Below are 12,623 nucleotides of genomic sequence, written 5' to 3' on the forward strand. Positions count from 1 at the left end.
GCACAGCCTAGGAAGAATACGCAATGTACGAATCGTTTTATCAGCTAACGCGGCGCCCCTTTCCAGCAGCCGCCGACGCCCCCTACTATTTTCCCTCTGCGGCCGCCGAATCCTCGCGCAGTACGCTACGCCGCTGTCTGCATCGTGGCGAAGGTCCGGCGCTGCTCATCGGCGGCCCCGGCTTGGGCAAGTCACTGCTGCTGAAAGTTCTGGCGGAAGACTTGAAAGCCGAGCGACACATCTCGTTCTTGCAGTGTGGTCGCGTCTGTTCGCGCCGCGCTCTGCTGCAGGCGCTGCTCTATGAGTTAGGTCTCCCCTATCGCGGGCTGGAAGAAGGGGAGCTGCGATTGTCGCTGGTCGACTTTCTGCGTTCGTCGCATGACGATCGCCAGGGTCTGCTGGTTTTCATCGATGAAGCCGATACTTTGCCGACCCGTTTGCTGGACGAACTTCGCCTGCTGACGAATATCTCGTCGCAAGGGAATTCGCTGGTCGGGATGGTGCTTGCCGGCGGACTGACGCTGGAAGAGCGTTTTGCGTCGCCGCGACTTGCTTCGTTCAATCAACGAATCGCAGGTCGCTGCTATCTCGAAACCTTCTCGAAGGCCGAGACCTCCGAGTTCGTCCGCTTTCAGTTGGAAGAATCTGGCGCCCAGCGATCTCTCTTCTCGGACAGCGCGATCGACTCGATCAGCCAAGTAACCGGCGGCGTTCCTCGTTTGATTAACCAGCTCTGCGACCATGTGCTTGTCTTGGCTTCGCTCGGATCGCACAAGCAAGTCGACGCCAGCGGCATCCAAGAAGCTTGGGCCGATCTGCAACAAATGCCGGGACCATGGACGACCAGCCAAGAAGAGTTCTCGGCGCCGAGCGGCGACAGCGGCGTCCTGGAGTTCGGCTCGTTGGAGGAAGAAGGAGAGATGCCCCATTCGGTGAAATTCCCGTCGCGGATCATGGAGCCTCCCAAGCAAAAGCGGGGCGAGATGGACGCCGACTCGGCCGCGACGCTGCGAATGAACGCCGCGGAGCTGGACTTCAACCCCGAGTCCCCCTTCAAGCCAGAAGCGGAACTGGAGTTCATCAGCGCCGTCAAAGATCCGTTTGACGAATCGTTCGCCAATGAAGAGATCATTCTGGATCGCTACGCGAGTCTCAGCGAAGCTCGTGGCTCGCTGAAACAGGTCCAGAGCAAAGAGGGAGTGGAAATCGCATCGCTGTTGGAGCCGATGCCGATGTTGGTCGAGTCGAATCATGATTCGGTCGCTTCGGTGGATGTGGTGATGCCGCCGTATGCCCGCGATGAAGAGATCGTGTCGCGACACCTGCGCGAGACTGCCGAAGTCCTCGAAACGGCCACGGCGCCGCCCCCTGCGGATGATCGTGACATTTTGATCATTGAAGATCCCGCGGCCGAAACCGCGCCGACTCGCAGCCGTCGCCGCGAATTTCGCCGGCTCTTCAGTTCGCTTCGCCGCGAACATGCCTGATTAGCCGAAAGTTGGTCCTATGTCGAAAATGCTCGACGCGTTGAAACGTTTGCAGTCGCAGGGCGCCGCCCCTGCGGCGATGCCGACGATCAACAATACGGCAGGGCAACTCGATGCGGTTCGCGAAGTCGCCACCGCGGTTGATCAAGCGGTCGCCGAGACCGAACAGCGATTGCGGGCCGAGTACGAGCAGCAAGTGGCCGCCCGCGAGCAAGCGCTCGCCAGTCAGCGTCAGCAGTTGGAAACCGAGCTGGATGCCGAAAAGCGGCGGCTTGAGCAGCAACTCGCCCAATTGCAATCGCAGCTTCAGGCGCATCAAACCGATTCGGCCTCGCATGACCAACTGCGAGCCGAACTGGATGCGGAGCTTGAAGCGCATCTCGCCGAGTCGACGCGTCTTCGCCAAGCCGACGAAGCCCGCTTCCTGCAGGATCAGGCGCAGCTGACAAAGCGGCTGGACGAGTTGGGTGAGTCGCATCAGCACTTGGTGGACGAAGCGGCCGCTCTCTCCCTGCAGTTGGAACGGAAAGAAGCGGAGCTACAGCAGATCCAGCAGGCGATTCAAGCGACGCCGACCGTCGACGAACAAGCGTTGCGCGCCAGCCTGAGCGCCGAGCTAACCGAACAAGCCGAGCAATTCGCACGCAAAGAAGCCGAGTTAAACGCAGCCCTGGCCGAGGCGCGCCAGACGATCGACAGCCATCAGCGCGACTTGGCCGAGATCGTACGATTAAGAGCAGAGGAAAAAGCGAAATCTGAATCGGCGCGCGTCGTTGCGGATCCGCCCCCAATCGCAGAAGAACAAACGCCGCAACCGGTCGAGCCGGAGCCGCAAGTCCCCCAAACGCCGCTCGAACCATCCGAACCCCCTTCGCTGCTGCGAACCTTCAAGTCGGCAATTCCTCGGCCCCATCTCGTCTCGTACGAAGAACAAACGATGGCCGAATTGCAAGACGCGCGAATCAGCGAACGATATGAGCGACTTGCGCAAGTTTCCTCGAATCCAACATCCACCTTGTTTCTTTCCGCTGACGGCGGCGACGACGCCCATCAGGCCGGGTTTCACACAGCGCTGACGGCCGCACGTGAAAATCGCCGCGTCCTGATCATTGACGGCGACGTGCACGGCAAGCAGCTTTCTCACCGGCTCGGAATGCGTGATTCGCTTGGTTTTTACGAGGTAATCCGCCGCGAAACGAAATGGACCGAGCGTGTTGTCGGACTTCGCTGCGGAGAAGTTGACTTTTTGCCTGCAGGACGTAGTCTCTACACGGTATCGCGTAGCGATCTGGAGTCGGCACAGGCGGTCTGGCGCGATTTGAGCGAGATCTGGCCCTTGATCATCCTGGTCGGCGAGCATCCAGGCGCCGTTTCTACCGAACTCTATGGCGTCTTGTGCCAGTCGATCTACTTGACGGCCTGTTTGGGGCGCGCCACAAAAGATGACGTGACTTCCGCCGCGAAACGAATCGCCTCGATCGGCGGTCGCATCGAAGCGGCGGTCGCGATGAACGCCAAGTTGAATTAACCGTCGACTTGGCCGCTCCTTTCCCCTTTCAAGCGTCAAAGCAGCGGAAATATGGCCAAGTATCTTGTCACCGGCGGCGCAGGTTTTATTGGTTCGCACATCGTCGAAGCCTTGGTCGCGCGCGGCGACAAAGTGCGTGTGATCGATAACCTGAGCACCGGCAAACGCTCCAATCTAGACCATGTCGCCAAGCAGATCGAGTTTGTTGAAGGCTGCCTGACCGACAGCGCAGTCGTGGCCGACGCGGTGCGCGGGATTGACGTGATCTTTCATCAAGCGGCTCTCGCATCGGTGCCGCTCAGCGTGGAACGTCCGCTTGATACGCATGCTCACTGCGTCACCGCGACCGTCAATCTGTTGAACGAAGCGCGACAAGCCGACGTGCGCCGCGTGATCTACGCCGCGTCCAGCAGCGCTTACGGCGATGCTCCCACGTTGGCCAAACGTGAGACCGATCTGCCGAATCCGCTTTCCCCTTACGCCGCCGCCAAGTTGGCGGCCGAGTATTACCTGCAAGCCTTCTATCACACCTACGGCATCGAGACGGTCGGCCTGCGTTACTTCAACGTCTTTGGTCCGCGGCAAGATCCTGACAGCCCCTACTCGGCGGTGATCCCGATCTTTATCACGTTGCTGCTGCAAGGGGATCGCCCGGTGATTTACGGAGACGGCGAACAATCGCGCGACTTCACTTTTGTGAAAAATGTCGCACTCGCAAACTTGGCCGCCGCCGACGCCGCCGGAGTCGCTGGTCGTATCATCAATGTCGCCAACGGGCGCAGCACGTCGCTGTTGCGCTTGATCGAACTGCTCAATCGCGAACTGGGCACCAACGTTCAGCCGCAGCATGATCCTCCTCGAGTGGGCGATGTCCGCGACAGCATGGCCGATAACACGCTGGCCCGCACGTTACTTAACTACGAAGTCGAGATCGACTTCGAGACCGGGCTGCAAATGTCGATCGACTACTACCGACAGCTTGTCGCTTCACGATCGGCTTGATCAATATCGCCGGAACTTGAGGGCTCCGCCGGATCCATCGGCGGCGGCGATTCGGACTTCGCCTGGTCGAAATACTCTTCGCCGACCTCTTTTGCGCCAAACGCTCCATACAAAAGCGTGACCACCGCAAAGACGCTCGCCAAGATGATGAACATCGTCGGGTAGCCGGGCCATCCCAGCTCTTCGGCTTGGGTGACAATCGCTCCCTCCAACGGAAAGCCAACGAGCGATCCAAAGTCGAGTGAAGCCAACATCAAATTGGTGCCGGTCCCGCGATACCGCCGCGGAAATGCGGTCGATCCGCCAGCGACGACCGCCGGAAAGAGAAATGCGTGCGCCGCTCCTCCAAAGATGGCTGGTAGCGGCAACATCCAAGCTTCGCGAACCGGCAGATAAGCCAGCATCGACGCGGTCAAGCAAATCATACCGAGAATGACCGTGTTCTTTACTCCGTATTGATCGGTAAATTGACGCGTCGCAATCCGCACCGAAAACGCCGTCAACGCATAGGCGAGAAAGAAGAAGCGTATTTGATTGATGTTCAAGGATTCGGTGAAGCTGCGCACAAAGACTTGCGGAAACAAGACTCCGGCGCCCACCACGACGCCGATCAACAGCAACCACCCAGGATGATACTGACGCACCAGCCGCAACGCCGAAGGATGATCGTGATGCGGCGCACGCAGGTCACGACGTGTCGCCAGATAGGCGAGCGCCATGGAGACGCCCATCATCGACGCCGCCAGCAAAAACATCGCACGCACCTGAACAAAGGTGATTTCATCTCCCCGAAAGATCCAGTCGCCGATCACCGGTCCAATCGCCAAGCCGATGAACCCCGACGACCCCAACACGCCGACCATCTCCGCCGTTCGCCCCGGCGGCGATTTCAGCGAAACCGAGGTCAACGCTGCGCCAAACGCTCCGGCCAGGCTAATCATCATCCCGATTCGCAACAGATAAATCCAAGCCGAATCGAGTCGCTCGACCGTCAAATTTAACGCAATAAACAGACCGAGCGCCAGCAACGAACTGAGCCAAACCATCCGCGGCCCCAGTCGATCGATCAGGCGACCTTGCAGAAACCGTCCCAGCAGACCGCCGGTCATCCCACAGCCGGTCACCAACCCCAGTTGATACGGTCCCCCGCCGAGATACGAAATAAAGTCGGCGTACCGAAACAGGCTGCTCATACCGATAATCAACGCCAAATTGGCGAAATAACTCAGCCAAAAGTCGCGATTGTAGGGGCTTTCGAGCGAAAAACGGTCGGTCGTCGCAGACATAGAACCTGGGAGGCCAGTAAACAGGACGGGGGATTCCAGCTATTATACGGGCCTATCTCCCGTGACTAGCGGGCCAAATTTCATCCCCTAGGTTCTTCCTCCGTATGTCCTCAGACCGCGAATCGGCGCCAACCGTGTTGATTGCGGTCGCTACATTCAACGAGATCGATAATCTGCCGCTCTTGGTCGCCGAGATTATGTCGGCCGTTCCCGACGCCGACATCTTGGTTGTCGACGACGACTCCCCCGATGGAACCGGCCAGTGGTGCCAACAATTCTCGGTCGAACAACCGCGATTTCGCTCTCTGCATCGATCGCGCGGCGCCGGCCTTGGCACCGCGATTGTGGCCGCGATGAAATATGGAATCGAACAGAACTACGATCTGCTGGTCAATCTCGACGCCGATTTTAGTCATACTCCCAAAAAAATTGTGGACCTGCTCGCGGCCACGCAGTCGACCGACGCCGACATTATCGTCGGCTCTCGCTACATCGCCGGGGGCGGAGTCGAAGGTTGGCCGCTGCATCGCCGCATCATGAGTCGCTGTATTAATCTGTACACGCGCGTGCTGATGCGTCTACCAATTCATGATTGCAGCGGATCGTTTCGCTGTTATCGCGTCGCGACGCTCCGGAAGCTGGACTTTGACTCGATTGTCTCCAAGGGATACTCCTTCTTCGAAGAAATCTTGTGGCGACTTCGCTTGCAAGGAGCGACGTTTCAAGAGGTCCCGTATGTCTTTGTCGAGCGCGAACGGGGCTACTCGAAAATCAATTGGCGCGAAGCGGTGCGAGCGATTTACCTGATTGGACGACTCGGGTTGGGATCGATTTTCGAGCGGCGCCCGACATCTTCCTCAAAACCGGAATAACCGCGCCGCCATTCTCGGTAGTCAGAAAAGTTATCGGATTTTCTACAAATCGCAGCCTACATTTGCACAGCGGCCCCCACCCTGAATTTGTGCGAACGAGAAGGCGAGCGAAAACCTGATGGCAAGCAAGGCGAAGCGAATCGGAATTCTCACCTCGGGCGGCGATTGCCCGGGACTCAACGCCGTCATTCGGGGAGCGGTCAAAACCGCCAATCGACTTGGGTTTGACACCATCGGGTTCCTCAAGGGCTACGAAGGTCTGGTCGATCCAGTTCAATACGTGCCGCTGAACGATGAAAACACGCGCGGCATCCTGAGCCGCGGCGGCACCATCCTGGGATCGACCAACAAGGGCCGTTTCGCCGCGACTGTCGGCGTGAACGATCGCGTCGAACTTTGCCCTCAACTGATGAAAAAGGTCAAAGGCACTTTTGACCAGCTTTCGCTCTCTGGGTTGATTTGCATCGGCGGCGATGGTTCGCTGGCCGTCGCGCAGCAGTTTCATGAATATGGTCTGCCGGTCGTCGGCGTCCCCAAAACGATCGACAACGACCTTTCGGCGACGGCGTTCACTTTTGGCTTCGACAGCGCCGTCGAATGTGGAACCGAAGCGCTCGATCGTTTGCAAACAACCGCCGCCAGTCACGAGCGGATTATGGTGATGGAAGTGATGGGGCGTCACGCCGGTTGGATCGCGCTCCACAGTGGGATCGGCGGCGGAGCCGATGTCATTTTGATCCCCGAAATCCAATGGAACTTCGACATCGTCTGCGAAAAAATCCTGGAACGTTACAAAGCAGGCAAAAAATTTACGTTGATCGTCGTCGCCGAAGGCGCACACATGCCTGACATAGGAATGGTTACTCAAGAGGACGAACAAACGGGTCGCCAAACGCGACTCGGCGGCATCGGCCATCTCGTCGCCGCAGAAATCGAACGTCGACTCCACTTCGAAGCCCGAACGGTTGTTTTGGGACACTTGCAGCGCGGCGGCGCTCCAACCACGTTTGATCGCGTCTTAGCGACGCAGTTTGGCGCTCATGCCGTCCGCACGATCGTCGAACGTCGCTTCGGTCACATGGTCTGCTATAACCCGCCCAACATCGAATCGGTCCCGATTCTCGCAGCGGTCCATCAACTGCGCACCGTCCATCCCGATAGTTCGGCCGTGCAAGCAGCTCAAGCGATGGGCATCAGCTTCGGCAATTGCGCCCTGCACGAAACGCCGTTCCAGCGCTACGTCACCCAGCACGATCACGAGATCGCTACGGATGATGCAACCGCGTTGCTCGAATCGGCGCTGCAATCGCTCGTTGGCGCCGAAACTTAGGATTACCATGGACTGGACCGGATCGCCCGCGCGATGTCCGACGCCATGTAATCATTTAGCGCTCCCGACGTTTGGCTCTAGCTCGCCGCTGGTTAATCTCACGGCGGCTGCGCACCTTCGCAGGCTTGGACCGGACTGGAGCATCGGACCGGACTGGATCGTTGGACCGGACTGGATCCATTTTTTCTGGCGGCGTTGATCGATCGGTTAGGTGATAGCGGGGGTAGGCGAATTGCGATGCTTCCTTGGCCGGGCTGGTCTTGGCAATTTCTCCGGCGGCGATCATTTGGTCCCAGGTCGGACTGAACTTGGTTCCGCTGATTCCGCTTTGGTCGCGGATCTTGGACTTGGTCGCTTGCTCTGGTTCGAGCCGCGTGATCGCGAGCCGAATTTTGGCTTGCAGTTTTTGCTCTTGCGAGCGCGTCTCTTGTTCGACCGCTTCGCCGCGCAGCGACTCGGTTTCGTGCAGCGCGACCTTCCACTTGCGGCCGGTCGGATCGTCCAGGCGACCTTCATCGATATCAACGCCCCATCGTTGACTCTGCCCTGCGTTGCCGCCGATCGTCAGCCACAAATGATGTTGCCCACTGCCAGGCTCAAACGGGCGGCGGCGGTTCACCAGCATCCATTGTTGGGCGAAACTTTCGCACCCAACGCTGGCCAAATGAGACGTATCAATGCCGCGCCGCCCGAGCGTTTTTTGCGTGCCGCAGCAAAGAATCGGCGTGGCGCCGGCGTCGAGACAACATTGCACCAGATCGCGCAGCTGCGTCGCTTGGGCGCCGCCGCGCTTCGCCGTCCATTGCCGCGGATCGATCATCACCACTTCCAGTTGATGCTTCGCAATCCACGCACGCAGATGCGGCAAGTTGGCGGCGTCGGCCAGGCCGCTCATCGTCAGCGCCCAGATCCAATTCGGCTGTTGTTTCGAGCTAACGCCGTTCGCATCGTTCCACCGTCGCGCGAGATCGACCAACAGCTGACGCTCGCTGGTGCTGCTGAGGAACCCGACGCGAAATGCCCGAGCGGCGGCGATTTGTCCCAAGAATTTACCGCCGCTCGCCAGCGCCGCACACAAGTCAACGGCGAGCGAAGTCTTCATGCTTTTGCTCGGCCCAACGAGCACCGCCGGTTCGTTTTGCGCGAGCATGTTCGGTATCAACCACTGCCGCGGTTCGGGCTCGTCTAAAAATTGTTCGGTCGTAAATTCCTGAAACGGGCTGCCGCCGTTCAGGTCGAGCCGGACAATTTTTCCGTCGCCTAAATTTTCTTCGTCGGCAGCGTCGTCGTTCGAAAGCCGCTGCAGCAAGATTTCCGCGTAACGATCCGACTCCATTTCGTCGGCGTCGCAGTGCATGATTGCGTGGAGCAAGTTGATCGTTTGTTGCCGGTGATATCCGACGGGCGACAGCCGGTCGATCAGCTGCGGCACGTCGCTGGCGGAGCCGCCTTCCGCGTGCAATTGCAACATCGTCATGTAGAGATCGCGATGCCGTTTGCTTCGAAAACAAGCGGTTGGCGGCGGGTCGGCGGACAAGATCGTCGGCGAGATCAAAGCACAGGCCAACCACTGCGCTTCGAGCGTCTCTCCCTGCGTCCGATCGCGAACCGACGCCTCGTCGCGCAGCGCCGCATTACTCTTCCGCAACCGCGTCATCAACTGACGAATTTCCTTGATCCTCATCCCGTTCGCCCCCCCCCAATTTTGCGCGTAGATATCCGAGGTAGGGTGGGTGGAGCAAGCGATTTCCGGCGCACCAATTTCAAACGACATCACCGCTTGCGCAACCCACCAATGCGATCCAATTGATCGACAATTTTGGTGGGTTACGCAAACCGATTTTGTTGGTTGATGATGGTCGAATCAATCGCGGTTTTTGCTTCACCCATCCTACGATTTTGCAGTCGACCCGAAGTCCGTGCGCTTTGTCAACAGACAATTTTTGAGCCTGGGTGGCCCGACCCAGCCCACGCTGGTTCCGGTGGGTTGCGCAAACCGATTTTGTAGTTCTACGATTTAATTAGTCGATCTTGCTTTTCTTAGAACCATCATCACCACTCCGTTCGCTCCAGATGAACACTAGACGCAGCAGCGTCGAATCGAAAAAGAGCGACACGGATAGGATGCCGATTCCTGTCACCGTCGCTCGGTCTACCTGGGCGATCTGCAGACACATGGCCAACAAAAGTGCGACACCGAGTGCGACAAACTGAGCAAGCAGGTGTTGATCGACTCGGCGCTGCGTCGCGATGATGAGAACCGGAATGCTGGCGGTGGACAACGTCAGGAAGAGAAACGCGTTGGCTGTGATGTCTCCGAAGAAAGAAGTTCCCCAGTCATAGTTAGGCGTCACTAGGCGTCGCGTGACGATCGCCAGTCCCATCGAGACGATCATGATCGAGAGTCCGACGTCTTTAATACTTATTTGCCCCTTGTTCGGCCGCGTCCCGTTCCATGCAAGCACGATTCGCCCCGCGTAACCCCACGCATAGCAAGCTGCCGAGATGGCGAACATCGCGGCGAAATAATCGCTGGTCCAGGGTTGAATCGGACCATAGATCGCGATGATCGCCGTGCCGATTCCAACAAGCGCCAAAGTACGCACCGTCAGCGAGCACCGGGCCAGGGCTGCCCAGAGAGCGACGAGGCAAAACTTTTCGTGAACGAAGATCGGTTCGCCATACATGGCGCTGCCGAATGTCGCGAACTGAACAATGTTTGCGGCGACGGCGATGCCGATTATCAGTCGATGGATGCTGGCAAGTTGCTGGGATGTACTGTCGGCCATTTGGATCCTGGAATCCCCATGCGAGTCGACCGCGCATTGACTCGACGATCGTGTAAGAACCCTGCCATTGGATGGCGCGGGTGTCTCTATCACGCCAAAAGTGGCGAAGATCGGCCCTAGCTCGGTAATATTGTCTCCGCGAAAACTACCCAATCATTGCAGCCCCCCCAACGACCTGCTTTCAGGCCGCTGAGGATGTCCTCCCAGGTTGAACAAATCTTGCCAGCAACTTAACCTGGGGAGACTATCTCGCCTGTCCCCTCCCCCCGAAAGGTTGCAAGATGTTCCGCACGCTAATTGCGTTAGCGCTGACCTTGCTCGTCTGCGACGCGGCCCTTGCCGCGAGTCTGAAACTGCAAATCACCGCGGCCGACCAGGCCGAAATCAATATCCCGGTTACGGTCGCGATTCCGACCGCGACCGCTGGAGACGCGCAAACTGCAACCGTTTCGCTTTCGGACGGAACGAAGCTGACCGGTCAACTGACCGCGCCTCGTTTGTTGTCGAGCGCCGACGCCGCGAAAGAACGTGAGCTGACGTTTGTCGTGCCGAAATTAGACGCAGGCGCCAAGCTAACCGCGACGGTCGAGTTCGGCGGCGGCGCCAGCGGCGAACAATTCCGCTGGAAAGACGAACCAGGCAAGTCGCTGGATCTGCTTTACGGCGACAAGCCGGTGTTGCGGTATATGTATGAAGCGCTCGATGACTCTTCCGCCGAGCGTCGTCATGAGACGTTCAAGGTTTATCATCATGTCTTTGACATGGACGGCGAGAACCTGCTGACCAAAGGCCCCGGCGGATTGTTTCAGCATCATCGCGGGCTGTTCTACGGCTTCAATCGGATCAGCTATTCGGTCGACGGCCAAAAACAAAACGCCGACGTTTGGCATTGTAACCACGGCGAATCGCAAGCTCACGTTCAAGTGCTGAAATCGGAAGCGGGCCCCGTACTTGGGCGCCAGTTGCTGCAAGTAGAGTGGCGCGGTCGCAATGGCGAAGCGTTCGCCGAAGAGCAACGTGAGCTAACGGTTTATCGCACGCCGGAAGGACGCCTGATTGAATTCGCGTCGCGACTCAACAGCAAAGTAGAAGATTTGAAGTTGGACGGGGATCCGCAGCACGCAGGCTTTCAGTTCCGCGCAACGCAGTTTGTGCCGGATAACACGGCCAAAAAGACGTTCTACATTCGCCCTGACGGCAAAGGCAAGCCGGGCGCTTTCCGCAATTGGCCCGGCCAAAAGGAACATGTCGACCTGCCGTGGAACGTCTTGGTGTTTGAAGCGTTCGACAAGACCTATTCGAGCTGCTATCTCGATCGTCCGACCAATCCGAAACCGGCTCGCTTTAGCGAACGGGACTACGGCCGCTTTGGCTCTTACTTTGCGACCGACGTCTCGCCAGAGAAGCCGCTAGACGTCAACTATCGCATCTATCTGACCGAAGGGGAAATCGCTCCAGAAGCGATCGCCGAATCGTACGCCAGCTTCAATCAACCGCCGCAGGTCTCGATCGTTGAATAAAACCTTCCCGCGAACGCAACTGGGCAAGTTTGCTTCGCGACTGCGCTGTTTGGCGACTGCGCTCGTCTTGTTGATGGCGACCGTCTGTTTGTCGACTCGCGCGGATAATCTGCCCCAACCGTCCCCTACTCGACTCTTCAACGAGCGTGACCTGCAAGGCTGGCGTCCGGCGATCTGCTGCGACGCCAAGCTGCTGACTGCGCAGGAGCGCGAAACGTTGGCCGAGTTGGCCACCCAAGACATGAGCGTCCACTGGCAAGCGGCGTTCGGCATTTTGCAGTACGACGGAGCTGGTAAGCCGATCGAAACCGAGCAAACCTTCGGGCCATGTCGTTTGTCCTTCCAATGGAAGTGCGAACCCTGCTCGTCGGCTCAGATCGGTCTGCCGGGAGGCTGGAGCGTCGCGATTGGTGACGCTCCTAGTGACGGAGACGACGTCAGTCACGCTTCTGGCGCTATCTATGACGGCTGCCGCCGAGTCGTGAAGCCAACGCTCTGCGCCGATCGGCCGCTCGGTGAATGGAATCAAATGATGATCTATGTGCGCCGCCATCAAATCGATGTCTGGCTCAACGGGCGTCGCATCGCGATTTCGGACGAATTTTCGACCGAAATCGCAGGTCCCATGACGCTAGGCGGGGGCCCGGCGCCGCTCTATTTTCGCAATCTGCTGGTCGAACCGTTGGACGATTCGCCGAGTGAGCCAAATCCGCCGCTTCCCTAAGGTTCGTTGACTACCCTAGAAAGCGCATCTAAAATCGGCTCCTTCCCCTTAGTTTACTACTCATAGATGCTGCAATCTCGCGGAA

The 12,623-nt window shown here is 58.3% G+C and carries 10 protein-coding genes; 7 read left to right on the forward strand and 3 right to left on the reverse strand.

The features are described from left to right. Positions 1-23 precede the first annotated feature (23 nt). From M4951_RS20450 to M4951_RS20460, 3 genes are read left to right on the forward strand one after another with little or no spacing between them, the layout of a single operon-like run. Positions 24-1,487, forward strand: a complete 1,464-nt coding sequence (locus M4951_RS20450) for an ExeA family protein (RefSeq protein WP_262023485.1) — start codon at positions 24-26, stop codon at positions 1,485-1,487. Positions 1,488-1,506: 19 nt separating this feature from the next. Further along, on the forward strand, positions 1,507-3,015 hold the full coding sequence (locus M4951_RS20455; RefSeq protein ID WP_262023486.1) for a hypothetical protein: 1,509 nt from the start codon (positions 1,507-1,509) through the stop codon (positions 3,013-3,015). A 51-nt stretch (positions 3,016-3,066) separates the two neighbouring features. Next, positions 3,067-4,017: an SDR family oxidoreductase gene (locus M4951_RS20460; protein WP_262023487.1), complete on the forward strand. Its 951-nt coding sequence runs from the start codon at positions 3,067-3,069 to the stop codon at positions 4,015-4,017. Here the strand turns inward: M4951_RS20460 and M4951_RS20465 are convergent. After that, positions 3,984-5,303, reverse strand: a complete 1,320-nt coding sequence (locus M4951_RS20465) for an MFS transporter (RefSeq protein WP_262023488.1) — start codon at positions 5,301-5,303, stop codon at positions 3,984-3,986. The genes M4951_RS20460 and M4951_RS20465 overlap by 34 nt on opposite strands. 104 nt (positions 5,304-5,407) lie before the next feature. Here M4951_RS20465 and M4951_RS20470 point away from each other — a divergent pair, with 104 nt between their 5' ends. Together M4951_RS20470 and M4951_RS20475 are read left to right on the forward strand one after the other, a co-directional pair. After that, positions 5,408-6,175, forward strand: a complete 768-nt coding sequence (locus M4951_RS20470) for a polyprenol monophosphomannose synthase (RefSeq protein WP_262023489.1) — start codon at positions 5,408-5,410, stop codon at positions 6,173-6,175. A gap of 118 nt (positions 6,176-6,293) precedes the next feature. Then, positions 6,294-7,505 (forward strand): 6-phosphofructokinase, encoded by a 1,212-nt coding sequence (locus tag M4951_RS20475; protein ID WP_262023490.1) that lies wholly within the window; start codon positions 6,294-6,296, stop codon positions 7,503-7,505. A 55-nt stretch (positions 7,506-7,560) separates the two neighbouring features. On the opposite strand, the gene M4951_RS20480 is transcribed toward M4951_RS20475, so the two are convergent. After that, positions 7,561-9,189 carry an AAA family ATPase gene (locus M4951_RS20480; RefSeq protein ID WP_262023491.1) on the reverse strand — a complete coding sequence of 543 codons (1,629 nt, stop codon included), beginning with the start codon at positions 9,187-9,189 and terminating at the stop codon, positions 7,561-7,563. Between the two features lie 337 nt (positions 9,190-9,526). Continuing rightward, positions 9,527-10,294, reverse strand: coding sequence for a hypothetical protein (locus M4951_RS20485; RefSeq protein ID WP_262023492.1), 768 nt, complete (start codon positions 10,292-10,294; stop codon positions 9,527-9,529). 281 nt (positions 10,295-10,575) lie between these two features. On the opposite strand from M4951_RS20485, the gene M4951_RS20490 reads away from it, so the two are divergent. Together M4951_RS20490 and M4951_RS20495 are read left to right on the forward strand one after the other, a co-directional pair. Continuing rightward, positions 10,576-11,814, forward strand: a complete 1,239-nt coding sequence (locus M4951_RS20490) for a PmoA family protein (RefSeq protein ID WP_262023493.1) — start codon at positions 10,576-10,578, stop codon at positions 11,812-11,814. Continuing rightward, complete coding sequence (locus tag M4951_RS20495) at positions 11,807-12,538, forward strand: DUF1080 domain-containing protein (protein ID WP_262023494.1); 732 nt, start codon at positions 11,807-11,809, stop codon at positions 12,536-12,538. Before M4951_RS20490 ends, M4951_RS20495 begins: the two co-directional genes overlap by 8 nt. Positions 12,539-12,623 lie beyond the last annotated feature (85 nt).

Origin of the sequence: Blastopirellula sp. J2-11 (assembly GCF_024584705.1) — a bacterium.
In the GTDB taxonomy this organism is placed as follows: domain Bacteria; phylum Planctomycetota; class Planctomycetia; order Pirellulales; family Pirellulaceae; genus Blastopirellula.